Annotated in this window: 16 protein-coding genes; 9 read left to right on the forward strand and 7 right to left on the reverse strand. The window is 72.8% G+C overall.

Annotation, left to right across the window (positions count from 1 at the left end; translation table 11 throughout):
• Positions 1-211: 211 nt before the first annotated feature.
• Together ACGF4C_RS28100 and ACGF4C_RS28105 are read right to left on the reverse strand one after the other, a co-directional pair.
• Positions 212-1,354, reverse strand: coding sequence for an MFS transporter (locus ACGF4C_RS28100; protein WP_393569786.1), 1,143 nt, complete (start codon positions 1,352-1,354; stop codon positions 212-214).
• Positions 1,355-1,515: 161 nt separating this feature from the next.
• Positions 1,516-2,145 (reverse strand): class I SAM-dependent methyltransferase, encoded by a 630-nt coding sequence (locus ACGF4C_RS28105; protein WP_393569639.1) that lies wholly within the window; start codon positions 2,143-2,145, stop codon positions 1,516-1,518.
• 139 nt (positions 2,146-2,284) lie between these two features.
• Here ACGF4C_RS28105 and ACGF4C_RS28110 point away from each other — a divergent pair, with 139 nt between their 5' ends.
• Entirely contained in the window at positions 2,285-2,686 is a 402-nt protein-coding gene (locus ACGF4C_RS28110) for a hypothetical protein (protein ID WP_393569641.1), read from the forward strand.
• A gap of 34 nt (positions 2,687-2,720) precedes the next feature.
• Here ACGF4C_RS28110 and murJ read toward each other — a convergent pair whose 3' ends face one another.
• Positions 2,721-4,289, reverse strand: coding sequence for a murein biosynthesis integral membrane protein MurJ (murJ, locus tag ACGF4C_RS28115; protein WP_393569788.1), 1,569 nt, complete (start codon positions 4,287-4,289; stop codon positions 2,721-2,723).
• 132 nt (positions 4,290-4,421) lie between these two features.
• The gene (gene ligD, locus ACGF4C_RS28120; RefSeq protein WP_393569643.1) at positions 4,422-5,315 is read right to left on the reverse strand and encodes a non-homologous end-joining DNA ligase; all 894 of its coding nucleotides are present in this window, start codon (positions 5,313-5,315) and stop codon (positions 4,422-4,424) included.
• A 30-nt stretch (positions 5,316-5,345) separates the two neighbouring features.
• Here ligD and ACGF4C_RS28125 point away from each other — a divergent pair, with 30 nt between their 5' ends.
• Both ACGF4C_RS28125 and ACGF4C_RS28130 read left to right on the forward strand, forming a co-directional pair.
• Positions 5,346-6,470 carry a Ku protein gene (locus tag ACGF4C_RS28125; protein WP_393569645.1) on the forward strand — a complete coding sequence of 375 codons (1,125 nt, stop codon included), beginning with the start codon at positions 5,346-5,348 and terminating at the stop codon, positions 6,468-6,470.
• 64 nt (positions 6,471-6,534) lie between these two features.
• Positions 6,535-6,918: an RNA-binding S4 domain-containing protein gene (locus tag ACGF4C_RS28130; RefSeq protein WP_393569647.1), complete on the forward strand. Its 384-nt coding sequence runs from the start codon at positions 6,535-6,537 to the stop codon at positions 6,916-6,918.
• A gap of 13 nt (positions 6,919-6,931) precedes the next feature.
• Here the strand turns inward: ACGF4C_RS28130 and ACGF4C_RS28135 are convergent, their stop codons facing one another.
• Positions 6,932-7,372, reverse strand: coding sequence for a YchJ family protein (locus tag ACGF4C_RS28135; protein WP_393569649.1), 441 nt, complete (start codon positions 7,370-7,372; stop codon positions 6,932-6,934).
• A gap of 227 nt (positions 7,373-7,599) precedes the next feature.
• On the opposite strand from ACGF4C_RS28135, the gene ACGF4C_RS28140 reads away from it, so the two are divergent.
• Both ACGF4C_RS28140 and ACGF4C_RS28145 read left to right on the forward strand, forming a co-directional pair.
• On the forward strand, positions 7,600-7,794 hold the full coding sequence (locus ACGF4C_RS28140; protein ID WP_030412631.1) for a hypothetical protein: 195 nt from the start codon (positions 7,600-7,602) through the stop codon (positions 7,792-7,794).
• A 153-nt stretch (positions 7,795-7,947) separates the two neighbouring features.
• Positions 7,948-9,618 (forward strand): hypothetical protein, encoded by a 1,671-nt coding sequence (locus ACGF4C_RS28145; RefSeq protein WP_393569652.1) that lies wholly within the window; start codon positions 7,948-7,950, stop codon positions 9,616-9,618.
• 32 nt (positions 9,619-9,650) lie between these two features.
• Here ACGF4C_RS28145 and ACGF4C_RS28150 read toward each other — a convergent pair whose 3' ends face one another.
• Complete coding sequence (locus ACGF4C_RS28150) at positions 9,651-11,156, reverse strand: PLP-dependent aminotransferase family protein (RefSeq protein WP_393569654.1); 1,506 nt, start codon at positions 11,154-11,156, stop codon at positions 9,651-9,653.
• A gap of 107 nt (positions 11,157-11,263) precedes the next feature.
• Here ACGF4C_RS28150 and ACGF4C_RS28155 point away from each other — a divergent pair, with 107 nt between their 5' ends.
• From ACGF4C_RS28155 to ACGF4C_RS28170, 4 genes are all read left to right on the forward strand, one after another.
• A complete protein-coding gene (locus ACGF4C_RS28155; protein WP_393569656.1) occupies positions 11,264-11,941 on the forward strand; it encodes a YitT family protein in 678 nt (225 codons plus the stop codon).
• Positions 11,938-12,738 (forward strand): glycerophosphodiester phosphodiesterase family protein, encoded by an 801-nt coding sequence (locus ACGF4C_RS28160; protein ID WP_393569658.1) that lies wholly within the window; start codon positions 11,938-11,940, stop codon positions 12,736-12,738. Before ACGF4C_RS28155 ends, ACGF4C_RS28160 begins: the two co-directional genes overlap by 4 nt.
• 50 nt (positions 12,739-12,788) lie before the next feature.
• Positions 12,789-14,177, forward strand: a complete 1,389-nt coding sequence (locus ACGF4C_RS28165) for an MFS transporter (protein WP_393569660.1) — start codon at positions 12,789-12,791, stop codon at positions 14,175-14,177.
• A gap of 258 nt (positions 14,178-14,435) precedes the next feature.
• A complete protein-coding gene (locus ACGF4C_RS28170) occupies positions 14,436-14,813 on the forward strand; it encodes an RNA polymerase-binding protein RbpA (protein WP_026170122.1) in 378 nt (125 codons plus the stop codon).
• Positions 14,814-14,951: 138 nt separating this feature from the next.
• On the opposite strand, the gene fxsA is transcribed toward ACGF4C_RS28170, so the two are convergent.
• Entirely contained in the window at positions 14,952-15,536 is a 585-nt protein-coding gene (gene fxsA / locus ACGF4C_RS28175; RefSeq protein WP_393569662.1) for an FxsA family membrane protein, read from the reverse strand.
• Between the last annotated feature and the right edge of the window lie 26 nt (positions 15,537-15,562).

Consider the following 15,562-nt stretch of genomic DNA (forward strand, 5'->3'; position numbering starts at 1 on the left):
GTTGTGTGGACGTAAAGCGTCAGCAGTCCACACAACCGGCCCCGGAGGTCCGTCACCGCACCCGACACCCACCCAGCCCGCCGCAGGCGCAACGGAGACCAAGCCCCGCGGCGCCGCAGACAACTACGTACGCGGCGCCGCAAAGCGCAACGGCGAGACGCCCCGCGGCGGGAAAGCCAGGTACGTACGGGGGCGCCGCAAAGCGCAACCGCTAGGTGCGTGGGAGGCGGCCCCGTTCCGGGAGGAGTGTCGCGAGGCCCAGGAGCGCCAGGGCCGCGCCGAGCCACAACGGGGCGCGTAGGCCCGCGGAGGCGATGGCCAGGGCGCCGGCGGAGGAGCCGACGATGACGCCGAGGGTGATGAAGGAGGTGTGCACGGTGTTCACCAACGGGCCGGCGTTTCCGGCGCGTTGGACCCTTACGACCATGGCCGGGTTCATCGTGACGCCGACCAGTCCGATCCCCGTCATCAGCAGCACGGCCGGTACGGCGCGGTCCGCGAGGAGGGCGAAGGCGGCGAGGAAGAGCGCGTTCAGCGTCAGTCCGACGAACTGGACGCCGACGGTGTACCGGTCCGCCAGTCGCCCGACGACGGTGTTGCCGACGACGGTGGCGGCACCGTAGCCGAGGAGCAGCAGCGGCACGGTGCCCGCCGAGAAGCCGGTGACCTCGGTGAGCAGCGGGTGGAAGTAGCTGAACGCGGCGAAGGTGGCGCCGATGATCAGGGTGCTGGTGGACAGCACCAGCCACAGCCGGGGCTTCCGGAAGGCCGCGAGTTCCTCCCGTACGCTGCCGCTGCCCTCGGCCCGGCCCAGGCGCGGCACGCCGGCGAGGGTGGCGAGCGCGGCCAGTACGGCGATGGCCGAGATCACCCAGAACGCCGCCCGCCAGCCGAGGCGTTCCCCGACGACCGTCGACAGCGGCAGTCCCAGCAGGGTGCCGAGCATCAGCCCGTTCATGGCGACCGCGATGGCCCGGCCGCGGAACTCCGGGCGGGTCAGCTGGACGCACAGGGAGACGGTGACGCCGAAGAAGGCCTGTGAGGCGACCCCGGTGACGATGCGGGCGACCAGCATCACCCCGTAGTCCGGGGCGAGGGCGGCCAGCACGTTGCCGGCCAGGAATATGGCGAACAGCAGCATCAGCGCCGTCTTCTGGCGCAGTTTCAGTACGGCGATGGTGAGGAAGGGCCCGCCGACCGCCATGGCCACCGCGAAAGCGGTGATGAGATAGCCGATCTGAGGGACGCTCACCGCCAGTCCGGCGGCCATCTGGGGCATCAGCCCGGCCACCACGAACTCGCTGGTCACCATGGCGAAAACCCCCATGGCCAGCACGTATACAGGGCGCGGCATGGTCATCTGGCCGTCCACCCCACCTTTCTGGACCGATCGTTACATTACTTGGATGGACAGGACTGTACCGCATTTTGGATCGGTCGTTTCAGAATGTGCGGCGATGCGAGATACGAGGGCACGCGGCATCAAGGCGTCGTCGCAGGCGTCGCCTCACGGCGTCAGCCCCGCGGTGTGTCCCAGACCAGCGAATAGCGCCACAGCAGATGGCGCCGGTAACGGCTGCCGGGCAGGCAGGCGCGGGCGGCGCGCCGGACCTCGCCCCACGTCATGACGCTGTCCATGACCGGCATGCCGGGCGGCCCGGACTTGCCGCCGTGGCGGCGGGCCTGGAAGCGGGCGGCGGGAAGGCCGGCGCCGCTGACGAGCCAGTCCCAGGGGGTTTTGTTGGCGGCCAGCCCGACGACCACCAGGCGGCCGCCGGGCGCCAGCAGCCCGGTCAGACGACGGGCCGCGGCGGCGAACTCCGTGTGGTGGATGACGGCCACGGCCGTGACGAGGTCGTAGCCGCCCGGCAGGGCACCGTCCGCCATGAAGTCGGCGGCCAGGAAGGTGGCGTTGGGGGCTTTGGTGCTGCTCTCCCGGGCCAGCCGCAGCATCGCGGCGGAGCGGTCCACGCCGGTCACCTCGCCGATCCGCCGGGCCAGTTTGCGTACCAGCAGGCCGTCGCCGCAGCCGACGTCCAGCGCCCGCGCACAGCCGTCCGGCACCGCGTCCAGCACCAGCCGGTGGTAGTGCACGTTGTGGTTCCAGTACGGATCCGGCGGCGCCGGTGCGTCGGTGAGCGGCATCGGATCACCGTAACCAGCCCGGCCGGTTCCGCGTGGTCCCATCGGGTGAATCCGTGCGTGCGCCGCAACCAGGCGGGGCATTCGCGGCTTCCGGAGGGTTGTCAGAGCTGATCCGTTCCCGCGAGCCGTGGAGGTCCCGATGCCGCTCGACCGTCCCACTCCCCCGCCGTACGGCGCGGCACCGGAATACACGCTCGCCCCGCCGCGTGCCGAGGACCGGCTGGACACCCTGGCGCTGCCGCTCGATCTGCGGCTGCCGCCGCCGCGTCCTGAGGACCGGGTGCCGGGCGGGCCCTGGCGGGCCGATGACCGGCCGCTGCCGCCGCGTCCCGAGGAGCGGCTGCAGGGGCCGGTGGCACTGCCCGGTCATCGGCGGCCGGACCTTCAGGCCGCGCTGACCGCCGCCGGCATCGCGTCGGAGGCCGACGACGCGGTCGTGGTCGCGGAGATTTCGGGGCTGGGCGACGCCACGGTCCGGGCCGTCATCGGCTGGATCGAGGCGGCCGGCCGGTCGTCCTGGGCCCGGCCGCACGCGGTGTGACCGGCCGGCGCGAGGCGAGCCACCGGCCTGTGGTTCACCGCAGGCCGGGCAGGGTGCGCAGTTCGGTGACCTTGAGGAGCCGGGCGAGTGCCACGAAGAGCACGGCCATGGTGAGGCCGCCGGCGACCAGCGCCAGGACGGGGGCCCAGAAGTGCGGGACGGGGGTCCCGGAGCACGCCCGGGCCACGGCCCAGGCCACCGCGCCGGCCACGGCGGCGGCGCCGGTCAGCTTGCCGTAGGTCCGGCACAGCCGGCGGCCGTCGAGGCGGCCGGAGAGGCGCCGGCGCAGCAGCAGCGCGGTGAGCAGCAGCCCGGCCCCGTAGGCGACGGTGTAGGCGGCGGCCATGCCGGTGACCGCCCAGCGGGCCGGCAGCAGCAGGTGGCAGGCGGTGGCCAGGGCGATGTTGAGGGCGGCGATGCCGGCGCCGGTCCAGAACGGCGTACGGGTGTCCTCGAAGGCGTAGAAGCCGCGCAGCAGCAGGTACTGGGCGGAGAACGGGATCAGGCCGAGGCCGAACGCCTGCAGCATGTGGCCGGCGGGTGCGGCCGAGGCGGCGTTCACCGAGCCGTGGGCGAAGAGCAGTTGGGCGGTCTGCGGGCCGAGCGCGACGAAGAAGAAGGCGGCCGGGACGATGAGCACGCCGCTGACGCGCAGGGCCCGGGAGAGGTCGCTTCGCAGGTCGTCCAGGCGGTGCTCGGCGACCGCCCGGCTCATCCGGGGCAGCAGGGCGGTCACCAGGGAGACGGTCACGATGGACTGCGGCAGCACCCAGATGGTCTGGGCCAGGCTGTACCCGGTGTATCCGACGCCCGCGGTGGGGAGTTGGCGGTCGGCGGCGCCGGCGTAGTGCGTGACGACGGTCATCGCGGCCAGGTTGGCGAGCACGAACAGCAGTTTCCAGCGGGCCGCGGCGAGGCTCTTGCCGAGGCCGCTGCCCCGCCAGTCGAAGCGCGGCCGGAAGCGGAAGCCGGCCGCGTGCACGAACGGGACCAGGGCCAGGGCCTGCAGGGCGATGCCGCCGGTGGTGGCGAGGCCGAGCAGATCGATCTGGCCGGGGGTGATGTCCTCGATCCGGTCGGGGCCGGCCAGCAGCCCGAGGTAGAGGCCGAACATCGCGATCAGCACGACGTTGTTGAGGACCGGTGTCCACATCATCGCGCCGAATTTGCTGCGGGCGTTGAGGACCTGGCCGAGGATGAAGAAGAGCCCGTAGAAGAAGATCTGCGGGAGCAGGAAGCGGGCGAAGACGACGGTGAGCGCGAAGGCGGTGTGGGTCCGGGGTGTGTCGGGGGTGTAGAGCGCGACGATCTGCGGGGCGGCCCACACCGAGAGCAGGGTGCCGACTGCGAGCACGGCGAGGACGAGGGTGACCAGCCGCTGCTCGTGGGCCCGGCCGCCGTCCGGGTGCTCGGCCCGGGCCCGGACCAGTTGCGGTACGAGCACGGAGTTGAGCGCGCCGCCGATCAGCAGGGTGTAGAGGCTCATCGGGACGACGTTGGCGGTGTTGTAGGTGGTGGCGAGCAGTCCGGTGCCGAGTGCGGCCGCCTGGAGCACGTTCCGGAAGAGTCCGGTGGCGCGGGACACCACGGTGCCCACCGCCATCAGGAGCGAGGAGCGGGCCAGGCCGCCCGCGGGTTCCTCGTCCCCCGTGGTCGCCTTGCCGGCGGCCATCTCCGGGCCGGTGACGCGCAGTTGCATGGTGTCGTCCGATGTCCCCTCGATCATGGGGACAATCTATGCCGCTCCCGGTAGCGGTCGGGCACGGTCGGGGTCCAGGAGCGGGGCGAGCAGATCGCCGTGGGCGGCGCAGCGGGGGGCGATGTCGCTGAAGAGGAAGGTGAGTTGGGCCGGGTCGGTGCAGTCGGCCACCTCGTCCCAGGTGACGGGGGTGGAGACGGTGGGGGTGGCGCGGGCGCGGAGGGTGTAGGCGACGGCGGTGGTCTTGGCGGCGGAGTTCTGCGAGAAGTCGATGAAGACCTTGCCCGGGCGCAGCGACCTGGTCATCTTGTGGACGACGAGGTCGGGCAGGGCCCGGGCGGCCTCGACGGCGAGGTGCCGGGCGTAGGCGGTGACCCGTTCGGACGGGGCCGGCTCGATGGGCACGATGAGGTGCAGTCCCTTGGAGCCGCTGGTCTTGGCGTGTGCGTCCAGGCCGTCGGCGGCCAGCCGGGCGTGCAGCCACCGGGCCGCCAGGCAGCACTCCACGACGGTGGCGGGCTCTCCGGGGTCCAGGTCGAACACCAGCCGGTCGGCGATGCCGGGTGCCCGGCACGTCCATTGCGGGGTGTGCAGTTCGACGACCAGGTTCGCGGCCCAGACCAGGGCGGCGAGGCCGTCGATCACGACCTGCCGGGTGGGTCCGGACGTCGAATGGGGGACGTCGCAGGTCTTCACCCAGGAGGGCGTGCCGGGCGGCACGTTCTTGGTGAAGAAGCGCTGGCCGTCGGGCCCGTCGGGGTAGCGCAGGAAGGACAGCGGCCGGTCCCGCAGGTGCGCGAGCAGCGCGTCCGCGGTGGTGGTGCAGTAGTGCAGCACCTCACCCTTGGTGGTGCCGGTCTCCGGATAGAGGACCTTGTCCAGGTTGGTCAGCGAGAGGCGCCGCCCCTCCACCATGGTGATCGGCGACATACGATGAGAATCCCACACAAGGGATGAAATATGCGTTCTATCTGGAATGGGTCAATTTCCTTCGGACTGGTCACCATCCCCGTGAAGACGTACAGCGCCACGGACCGGACCTCGTCGGTCTCTTTCGTCCGCATTCACGAAAAGGACGGGGCGCAGATCCAGTACCGCAAGATCTGTGAGCTCGATGGTGAGGAAGTTCCGAACGAAGAGGTGGGCAAGGGCTACCAGCCGCCGGGCGACGACATCATCGTGCCGGTCAGTGACGACGAACTGTCGCGGCTGCCGATGCCGACGTCCAAGACGCTGACGATCCTGTCCTTCGTCGACCCCGGCGAGATCGACCCGCTCCAGCTGGACAAGGCGTACTACCTGGGCCCCAACGGGGCGGCCGCCACCAAACCGTACGCCCTGCTGCGGGAGGCGCTGGAGCACCACCGGAAGGTCGCGATCGGCAAGGTGGCGATGCGCGGCCGGGAGTCGCTGGCGATGCTGCGGGCGTACGAGGGGGCGATCGTGATGCATGCGCTGCTGTGGCCCGACCAGATCCGGCCGGCCGCCGGTGTGGCCCCCGAGGCCGTGCAGATCCGTGAGAACGAGCTGTCGCTGGCCGAGACCCTGATGGACTCCCTGGGTGAGCTGGACCCGGCCGAACTCCACGACGAGTACCGGGAGGCCGTGGAGGAGCTGGTCGCGGCCAAGCTGGAGGGCGAGGAACCGGTCGCTCCCGCCGCCCCGGGGCCGTCCGCCCGGGTCATCGATCTGACCGCGGCGCTGGAGAAGAGCGTGCGGGCGGCGCGGGAAGGGCGGACGGACGCCGCGGAGGGCGAGGCGGAGTCGGCGTCCGTGACGCCGATACGGGGGCGGCGGGCGGCGGAGAAGGCCGCGGCCAAGAAGGCACCGGCGAAAAAGGCACCGGCGAAGAAGGCCGCCGCCAAGAAATCCACGACGGCGAAGTCCACGGCCACGAAGTCCGCGGCGAAGTCCGCTCCGGAGAAGAGCGCGGCGAAGAAAAGCACGGCGGCGAAGACCGGGGCGGCGAAAAGCGCGACGACGAAGCATGCGGCGGCGAAGAGCACGGCGGGCAAAAGTGCGGCCAAGAAGAGCGCCGCGCAGAAAAGCGCCGCCAAAAGGGGCACGGCCAAGAAGTCCGGCTAGGCCCTTCACCCGCGGGTTCCGGCCGCGCGCTTTCCTCCTCCCCCGCCCGTTCTAGAGTTTCGGTATGGCTTCAGACGAGGGGACCACCCGTATCGACAGCTGGATCTGGTCCGTACGGCTCACCAAGACCCGTTCGCTGGCCGCGGCGGCCTGCCGGGCGGGGCACGTACGGGTCAACGGCGAGCGGGTGAAGCCGGCGCACGCCGTGCGCAGCGGCGACGAGGTGCGGCTGCGGCACGCCGGCCGGGAGCGGATCGTGGTGGTCTCGCGGCTGGTGCGCAAGCGGGTCGGCGCGGCCGTCGCCGCGGAGTGCTTCGTCGACAACAGCCCGCCGCCCCCGCCCCGCGAGGAGATCCCGCTGATGGGCCTCCGCGACCGCGGCACCGGGCGTCCCACCAAGCGCGACCGCCGGGAGATCGACCAGCTGCGGGGCCGCGACATCGACTGACTCCGCGGGTTCCTCAGGCGTCCGGGAGCGCGTCGAGGTAGACCCAGGCGCCGTCCTGACGGACGAAGCGGCTGTGTTCGTGCTGGCTGTCGGCGTGGCCGTGCAGGGTGTAGTGCGCGCGGAATTCCACCGTGCCCTCGGTGTGGAAGGTGCTGCCGCCGGTGGCTCCCAGGATCTCCAGGCGGGTCCAGTGCTGCGCCGGTTCGAGGTCGAGGGCGGCCGGCCGGGTGGACGGGTGCCAGGTGCGCAGCAGGTAGCCGGTGTCACCGACGGCGAAGGCGCTGTAGCGCGAGCGCATCAGCCGCTCCGCGGTCGGGGCGGCGGCGCTGCCCTGGTGGAAGGGGGCGCAGCAGTCGGCGTAGGTGGCGGCGCGGCCGCAGGGGCAGGGCGCGGCGGGGGTCACGGCGGCGGGGCGGCGCGGCGGGCCGGCCGGCTTCTTCTTGGACTTCGGCACCCCACGATTGTGCCGGGTCGGCGGGGGCGGTTCGCGACGCGCCGGGGGTGCACGGGGCCGGCCGGGCGGCGGTGCCGGACACGCCGGGGCGACACGCCCTGAAGCTGCGCCCATATAGGGAATTTCAACGACAAATCACCCGTTTGCGGCTTCTTATGGCTTGATGCGACCTGTGAGGCTGGAAGAACTCAAGGTGACCGTCCCCACCACCCAGGAGAGAACACCCCATGATTCTGTCCATTTCCGGCGTCGTCCTGCTCGGTGTCATCGTCTTCCTGTTCTTCCGCAAAGACGGCCTCAAGTTGTCCCACGCGCTGGTCTCCGCGCTCTTCGGGTTCTACCTCGCGAGCTCCGCCATCGCGCCGAGCATCAAGGCCGGCGGGGCGAGCCTGGCGAGCCTCCTCGGGGGGATCAAGCTTTAGGAGTGCCTCCCCCGGGGTGCCCCCTGGGTCCCTCCCCCTTCGGGCCCCTCCCGATCAGCGGCCAGGGGGCGGGGCGGCCGCCACGCGCCGCCCGCCCCCGGCCCGCCGCCCGACCGAGCTCCTCCGACCACCGCACGAGCACCTGGAGACGATGTGGCCCGGCGTCCTCTGCCCCGCATCCTGACCGACCGCGTACCGCTCGCCCGTGTGGCGCAGAGCGTGTCGCTGCTGCGCGGGCGCGATGTCGCGCGCAGCGCCGCCGACGGCGCCTCGGACGTGTTCCACCCGCTGATCACCATCGGCCGGGGGCTGCGCCGGCTGGCGGTGGCCGGCCGGGGGCGGTGGGCCGAGACGCCCAGGGAGCAGCGCGGACCGGCGTTGTTCTTCATCGGCGCGTGCGTGCTGATCGTGGCGCTGGTGCCGTACGGGCCGCTTCTGGCGCTGATCGCGACGATGATCGCGGGGGCCTGGGCGGGACGGGAACGCGTCCCGGTGGAGACCGGCCCCAGTGAGGCGGAGACCGAGCGGCTGCGGGCGCTGTACGAGGCGCTGGTGCCGTATCTGGCCGTCGAGGGCGACCCGGGTCCGCTGTACGCGCCCGGCGGTGACTGGACGGCGGTGTTCCCCGAGTACGCCTTCGACGACGGGCGGCTGGCGCGGCTCCGGCTGAAGTACCCGCCGTACTTCACCGATGGTGAGGACCAGTCCCGGGTCCGCATCGAGCAGGTGCTGTACGCCAAGGCCGGCCGTGGCCGGGAGTACCACTTCGCCTGGGACGAGCTGACCAACCAGCTGACCGTGACCGCGCTCGCCGCGCTGCCGACCGATATCGCCGCGCAGCGCTTCGTCACCTCGCCGGGCGAGACGGTGCTCGGGTTCACCGACGCCGACGCGGTGCGGCGGACGCTGCCGGTCGACGGCGACGCGGGGCCCCGCGACGCGCCCCCGGTGGTGTGGCGCACCGGCCAGCGCTCCACGGAGCCGCATCTGCTGGCCATGGGGCCGCCGGGCGCCGGCAGTACGACGCTGCTGCGCTCGATCGCGTTGCAGGCGCTGCAGCACGGCGAGTTGCTGGTCGTGGACGGCGGCGGCGCCGGTGAGTTCGGCTGCCTGGCCGGCCGCCGGGGCGTGCTGGGCGTGGAGAGCGGGCTGGCCGGGGCGCTGACGGCGCTGGAGTGGGCCGCGCAGGAGACCGAGCGGCGGCTGGTCACCGCGAACCGTGCGCGGCAGGCCGGCCGGCCCGTACCGGAGGATGTCCGGCGGCCGCTGTGGATCCTGGTGGACCGGCCGTCGGCACTGACCCACCTCGCGTCCGCGGAAGGGCGGGAGGACCCCCAGCGGTGGCTGCAGGTGCCGCTGCGGCACGGCCGGGCGGCCCAGGTGACGGTGGTCGTGGCGGAGCAGTTCGAGAACGCCGAGCTGCTCGGCGAGGCCGTGCGGGCGCACACCAAGGCGCGGGTGGTGCTCGGGTCCGCCACGGCGGAGGAGGTGCGGGCGGTGCTCGGGGCGCCGCCGCACACCACGCCGACGGCGAGCGTGCCGCCGGGGCGCGGCTACGTGCGGCTGGGGACCGCCGAGGTGCTGCGCCTGCAGGTGCCCGCGACCCCCGATCCGCTGGACGAGGCGACCGGCGAGGCGCACCGGCAGGCCGTGCTGGCCCTGTTGCCGGAGCGGGCGGTCCCGGCCGGCGAGGAGCCGTCGGGGGACGCGTCGGTGGCCGCCGCCGAGCCGGTGGGGCCGGCGCCCCGGGTGTCGATCGTCAAGGGCGGCGAGTCCCGGGCGGCCCGGGGCGGCTCGGTGGAGGCACTGCGCGCGGAGGGTTGAGCGCCTTGCCGCGCCCGGCAGTTGACGGGCTGTCAGGCAACGAACGAGTGCCGTGGTTCGGTGTCCACCGGCGCGCCCGTGGCGACCAGTCGGGCGGCGCCGGCCAGCCGGACCGCTGCCTCGTCGGCGACCGCTCCGCTGACCGTGAACGGCAGCCGGACGAAGCCCTCGAACGCGCCGTCCACGCCGAACCGCGGGCCGGAAGGCACCCGTACGCCCAGCCGCTCCCCCGCCTCGGCGATCCGCGAGCCGGACAGTCCGCCGGTGCGCACCCAGAGCGTGAGGCCGCCGTGCGGCACGCTGAACTCCCAGTCCGGGAGGTGGCGGTGGAGCGCGGCGACGATGGCGTCGCGGTTCTCCCGGGCCTGGTCCCGCCGGATGCCGACGGCCTGCTCCCAGCCTTCGCCGTCCAGCAGCGAGGCGATGGCGAGCTGTTCGAGGACCGGTGAGCCGAGGTCGGAGTAGGCGCGGGCGGCGACCAGGCTGCGTATGATGTCGGGGGCGGCGCGCACCCAGCCGATCCGCATCCCGGCCCAGAAGGCCTTGCTCGCCGATCCGACGGTGATCACCGCGCTGCCGGCCGGGTCGAACGAGCAGACCTGCGGCGGGGCTTCGGTCTCCGGGTCGAGCCGGAGCTCGGTCATGGTCTCGTCGACCACGAGCAGGGTGCCGGCGGAGCGGGCGGCGTCGACGAGGCGGCGGCGCTGGTCCTCGGTGGCGAGGGTGCCGGTGGGGTTGTGGTAGTCGGCGACGACGTACGCCATGCGGGGCGCGGCGTCGCGCATCACCTGGCGCCAGACGGGGATGTCCCAGCCGGTCAGCCGCTCCCCGAGGGCGACCGGGACGAGCCGGGCGCCGGCGTCCCGCATCAGCTGGAGGATGTTGGCGTAGGAGGGCGAGTCGACGGCCACCCGCTCGCCGGGGCTGGTACAGAGGCGGCAGATGGCGGCGACCGCGCCCATCGCGCCGGTGGTCACCATGATCTGTTCGGGCATGGTGGGGATGCCGCGGGCGGTGTAGCGGTCGGCCAGGGCCTGGCGCAGGACGGGCAGGCCCGCCGGGTAGTCGCCGTGGGTGTGGGCGTAGAGCGGGAGGTCGGCCATCGCGGCCTGGACGGCGCGGGTGAGCCAGGGCTCGGGGGCCGGGAGGGCGGCGCAGCCCAGGTCGATCATGGAGCCGGCGGCCTCGGGGGGCAGTGGCTCCAGGCCGCGGGTGGGCAGGGGGTTGCCGGCGGGGACGGCGGTCCAGCTGCCGGAGCCGCGCCGGGACTCCAGGAACCCCTCGGCGCGCAGCGCTTCGTAGGCGGCGGCGACGGTGGTGCGGCTGACGCCGAAGGCGGCGGCCAGTTCGCGTTCGGCGGGGAGCCGGGCGGCGACCGGTATCCGGCCTTCGAGCACGAGGAGGCGGATGCCGTCGGCGAGGCCGCGGTAGGCGGGCAACCGGCGTCCGCCGCCCGCGAGTTGGACCTCGCGGGAGTCCTGCGACCGGAGCAGCCGGGCGAGTTGGGGCGCGCCGACGGCTGAAGTCCACTGGGCCATGAAGATCAGTCCACCTTCCCGCAATTGGCTCTACTTCGCGAGCCCGGACATGCCACATGGTGTCATGCCTCGGTCCAATCCTGCCATGAGGGGGAAATTTCGTGTCCATGACGAGGGAGTCCGGCTCGCCGCGCGGAGTGCTGGCGCGCCGGCTGGTCCAGCTCTACACGGGGCTGGTGCTGTACGGCGTGAGCATGGGGCTGATGCTCCGCGCCGACCTGGGCCTGGAGCCCTGGAGCGTACTGAACCAGGGCATCTCCCGGCATACGGGGCTGTCGATCGGTACGGTCACCGTCGCCTTCGGCGCGCTGATCCTGCTGCTGTGGATCCCGTTGCGCCAGCGCCCCGGTCTGGGCACGGTGTCGAACGTGGTGATCCTCGGGGTCGTGATGGACCTGACCCTGGCCTGGTTTCCGGAACTGTCCTCCCTCGGCGCCCGCATCCCGCTGCTCGCCTTCGCGGTCGTCCTGAACGGCGCGGCGACCGGCCTCTACATCGCGGCCCGGTTCGGGCCCGGCCCGCGCGACGGCCTGATGACCGGGCTGCATCTGCGGACCGGCCGCCCGGTGCGGCTGGTGCGGACCTGCATCGAGGTGACGGTGCTGGTGGCCGGCTTCCTCCTCGGCGGCTCGATCGGCGTCGGCACGGTGCTCTACGCCCTGGCCATCGGCCCGCTGGCGCAGTTCTTCCTCCGCCGCTTCGCGATCTCCGGGCTGCCCCCGGCACCGTCCCGTGTGGTGGCCGGCACCGGGTCTTCACCTGCGCGCGCGATACTGCGGAAGTGACCACCGCACCACGCCTCCGCCACGCCTACCTCGACCACCCCGCACCGCTGCCCTTCGCCCACCGGGGCGGGGCCGCGGACGGCCTGGAGAACACCGCCGCCGCCTTCCGGCGCGCGGTCGGCCTCGGCTACCGCTATCTGGAGACCGATGTGCACACCACGTCGGACGGCAAGCTGGTGGCCTTCCACGACCCGACCCTGGACCGGGTCACCGACAGCCACGGCGCCATCGCGGAGCTCCCCTGGCGGGCCGTGCGCCGGGCCCGGGTCGACGGCCGCGAGCCGCTCCCGCTCTTCGAGGAGCTGCTGGAGGAGTTCCCCGAGGCGCGCTGGAACGTCGACCTCAAGGCGGAGTCCGCGCTGGAGCCGCTGCTGGACCTGCTGCGCCGTACGCACGCCTGGGACCGGGTGTGCGTGGGCTCGTTCTCGGAGGGCCGGGTGGCCCGGGCGCAGCGGCTGGCCGGCGGCCGGATGGCCAGCTCGCTCGGCACCCGCGGCGTGGCCGGCCTGCGGATGCGCTCGTACGGCCGCGGGGCGCTGCCGCTGGACCGGCTGCTGGGCACGGCGGTGCGGCGCAGCGCGGTCTGCGTCCAGGTCCCCGAACGGCACACCGGCATCCCGGTCGTCGACGCGCTCTTCCTGCGCGCCGCGCATGCCCTGGGCATGCAGGTCCACGTCTGGACGGTCAACGATGCGGATCGGATGAAGGCCCTGCTCGACCTGGGGGTGGATGGCATCATGACCGACCAGATAGAGACGCTGCGGACGGTGCTGACCGAGCGGGGGAGCTGGGTCTGACGCCCCCGGGCCGTCCGCGGCGGAACGGGGACGGGAAGACGGGGGTGGGCGTGCGGAGCGCAGAGGCCGTGGCCGGGGTCGTCGACGAGACGGCCGCCCGGCGCCGCGAGCAACGCGGCTGGTACTGGTACGACTGGGCGAACAGCGTCTATTCGACGAGCGTGCTCACGGTCTTCCTGGGCCCGTACCTGACATCGGTGGCCCGGGCCGCGGCGGACCCGCACGGCTTCGTGCACCCGCTGGGCGTCCCGGTGCGCGCCGGCTCCTTCTACGCGTACACGGTGTCGGTGTCGCTGCTGCTGTCCGTGGTGGTCATGCCGCTGGCCGGGGCGCTGGCCGACCGGACCGGCCGTAAGAAGCCGCTGCTGGGCGTGTGCGCGTACACCGGCGCCGCGGCGACGACCGGCATGTTCTTCCTGGGCGGTGACCGCTATCTGCTGGGCGGGGCGCTGCTGGTCGTCGCGAACGTCGGCTTCGTGGTGTCGTCGATGCTCTACAACTCCTTCCTGCCGCAGATCGCGACGCCCGACGAACGGGACGCGGTGTCCTCGCGGGGCTGGGCGTTCGGCTACGCCTCCGGGGCGCTGGTGCTCGTCGCCGATCTCGTCCTCTACGGCGCGCACGACTCCTTCGGCGTCTCCGAGGGTGTCGCCGTGCGCATCTGCCTGGCCTCGGCCGGGCTGTGGTGGGGCGCGTTCTCGCTGATCCCGCTGCGGCGGCTGCGCGACCGGCGGGCCGCGACGGCCGCCGGCACCGATCCCGATCCCGGCCGCGCGGGGACGGGCGGCGGCCCGCTCGGCCAGGGCCGGCACCAGCTCCGCGAGACCCTGCGGGACATGCGCCGGCACCCGCTCACGCTGTCGTTCCTGCTGGCCTATCTCGTCTACAACGACGGTGTGCAGACGGTGATCACCCAGGCGTCGGTCTACGGTTCCGAGGAGCTCGGCCTGGACCAGACGACGCTGATCATGGCGGTCCTCCTGGTGCAGGTGCTGGCCGCGGCGGGCGCCCTGCTGATGGGCCGGCTGGCCCGGCGGTACGGCGCCCGACGGACGATCCTGGGCTCGCTGGCGGCCTGGACGCTGACGGTCGCGGCCGGCTGGGTGCTGCCCGCGCGGGCTCCGGTGTGGTTCTTCGCGCTGGCCGCCGGCATCGGGCTGGTGCTGGGCGGCAGCCAGGCGCTGTCCCGGTCGCTGTTCTCGCATCTGGTCCCGCGCGGCAAGGAGGCGGAGTACTTTTCCGCGTACGAGATGAGCGACCGCGGGGTGAGCTGGCTGGGCCCGCTGGTGTTCGGGATGGCCTACCAGCTGTCGGGGAGCTACCGGGCCGCGATCGTTTCCCTGGCGGCCTTCTTCGTGATCGGGCTCGTCCTGCTGGCGAGGGTGCCGGTGGGGCGGGCTATCGCGGCGGCCGGGAACCCGGTACCTGACCGGATTTAGCCCCAGGGCGCGCGGGCCGGTAGTATACGCCTTTGGCTCACCAGGCGGACCGTTACTGCGCGCTCAAGCATGGAAGGCGCTGGGTGACATCTGCTGCCAGATGTGACAAACCGGGCGCCGGTGGGTACAACAAGGGGCGGCACGACGGGCGACGCACATGTCCCGATTACGGGAATCTTCACCGCCGACCGGACGTTGACCGGATGACGACGACAGCGACACCTGTCCTGTGGGCGACAAGCCCGGGAGGCACGATTCATGAGTGAGCGAGCTCTCCGCGGCACGCGCCTCGTGGTGACCAGCTACGAGACCGACCGCGGCATCGACCTGGCCCCGCGCCAGGCGGTGGAGTACGCATGCCAGAACGGACATCGATTCGAGATGCCGTTCTCGGTTGAGGCCGAGATTCCGCCGGAGTGGGAGTGCAAGGTGTGCGGTGCACCCTCGCTCCTGGTGGATGGCGACGGCCCTGAGGAGAAGAAGGGTAAGCCCGCGCGTACGCACTGGGACATGCTCATGGAGCGGCGCACCCGCGAGGAGCTGGAGGAGGTGCTGGCCGAACGGCTGGCGGTCCTTCGCTCCGGCACCATGAACATCGCGGTGCATCCGCGCGACAGCAACCGCAAGTCCGCCTGACGGCACGACCTGCGGCCGCAACACCAGCGCGTCAGGGCCGGGGCCACTGCACTTGTGCAGTGGCCCCGGCCCTTGTCGTCTTCCGGCATGTGTCGTCTTCCGGCGTGCGCCGGCCGGCTCCTTGAGCCGGCCGGCTGCTCAGCCGGTCAGCGGCGGGTCCTGGCGGCGCGAGGGTGGGGGCTCGTCGTCGCGGATCACCTCGCCCTGGACGACCTTGCCGTCCGGCCGGTGCATCCGGGCCTGCTGGAAGGCGTCACCGAACGACCCCGGAGCGTAGGAGACCGGCCGGTTCAGCAGCTTCTCGGCCCGCCGCCGGATCAGCCGGCCGGTGGGCGGGAAGAGGCACAGCAGCCCGAGGACGTCGGAGACCAGTCCGGGGATCATCAGCAGCAGACCGCCGGCCATCGGCAGCGTATTGCCGCCGCCCTGGCGGTCGTTGCCCGACGGCGCCGGCTGCTCGGCGGCCGGATCGACGCCCGCCCGGAGGCCCTCAGTGAGGTTCTGCCAGGCGCGGCGGCCGGCCCGCTTGATCACGTACCCGCCGGCGATCACCCCGGCGACCAGCAGCAGGAAGACGGTCAGGCCGTTGGTGGCCCCGGCGACCAGGGTCAGCAGCCAGATCTCCAGCACCATCCAGGCGGCGATGCCCAGGGGGGCGAACCGGCGGGCGCGCGAGCGCTGGGGCGGGCGGGGACTCGGCGGGGGCATGGCTCCGGACGTCATGCCTCAAGTGTGCCTGGCGCGCCCCG

This window comes from Streptomyces sp. NPDC048197 (genome assembly GCF_043202395.1).
GTDB classification, from domain to species: Bacteria; Actinomycetota; Actinomycetes; order Streptomycetales; family Streptomycetaceae; genus Streptomyces; species Streptomyces siderophoricus.

What these genes read in the sequence shown, in the direction of transcription:
- ACGF4C_RS28100 (WP_393569786.1), bottom strand. Translation starts at nt 1,354, where the DNA reads ATGCCGCGCCCTGTATACGTGCTGGCCATGGGGGTTTTCGCCATGGTG.
- ACGF4C_RS28105 (WP_393569639.1), bottom strand. Translation starts at nt 2,145, where the DNA reads ATGCCGCTCACCGACGCACCGGCGCCGCCGGATCCGTACTGGAACCAC.
- ACGF4C_RS28110 (WP_393569641.1), top strand. Translation starts at nt 2,285, where the DNA reads ATGCCGCTCGACCGTCCCACTCCCCCGCCGTACGGCGCGGCACCGGAA.
- murJ (WP_393569788.1), bottom strand. Translation starts at nt 4,289, where the DNA reads ATGGCGGTGGGCACCGTGGTGTCCCGCGCCACCGGACTCTTCCGGAAC.
- ligD (WP_393569643.1), bottom strand. Translation starts at nt 5,315, where the DNA reads ATGTCGCCGATCACCATGGTGGAGGGGCGGCGCCTCTCGCTGACCAAC.
- ACGF4C_RS28125 (WP_393569645.1), top strand. Translation starts at nt 5,346, where the DNA reads ATGCGTTCTATCTGGAATGGGTCAATTTCCTTCGGACTGGTCACCATC.
- ACGF4C_RS28130 (WP_393569647.1), top strand. Translation starts at nt 6,535, where the DNA reads ATGGCTTCAGACGAGGGGACCACCCGTATCGACAGCTGGATCTGGTCC.
- ACGF4C_RS28140 (WP_030412631.1), top strand. Translation starts at nt 7,600, where the DNA reads ATGATTCTGTCCATTTCCGGCGTCGTCCTGCTCGGTGTCATCGTCTTC.
- ACGF4C_RS28150 (WP_393569654.1), bottom strand. Translation starts at nt 11,156, where the DNA reads ATGGCCCAGTGGACTTCAGCCGTCGGCGCGCCCCAACTCGCCCGGCTG.
- ACGF4C_RS28155 (WP_393569656.1), top strand. Translation starts at nt 11,264, where the DNA reads ATGACGAGGGAGTCCGGCTCGCCGCGCGGAGTGCTGGCGCGCCGGCTG.
- ACGF4C_RS28170 (WP_026170122.1), top strand. Translation starts at nt 14,436, where the DNA reads ATGAGTGAGCGAGCTCTCCGCGGCACGCGCCTCGTGGTGACCAGCTAC.
- fxsA (WP_393569662.1), bottom strand. Translation starts at nt 15,536, where the DNA reads ATGACGTCCGGAGCCATGCCCCCGCCGAGTCCCCGCCCGCCCCAGCGC.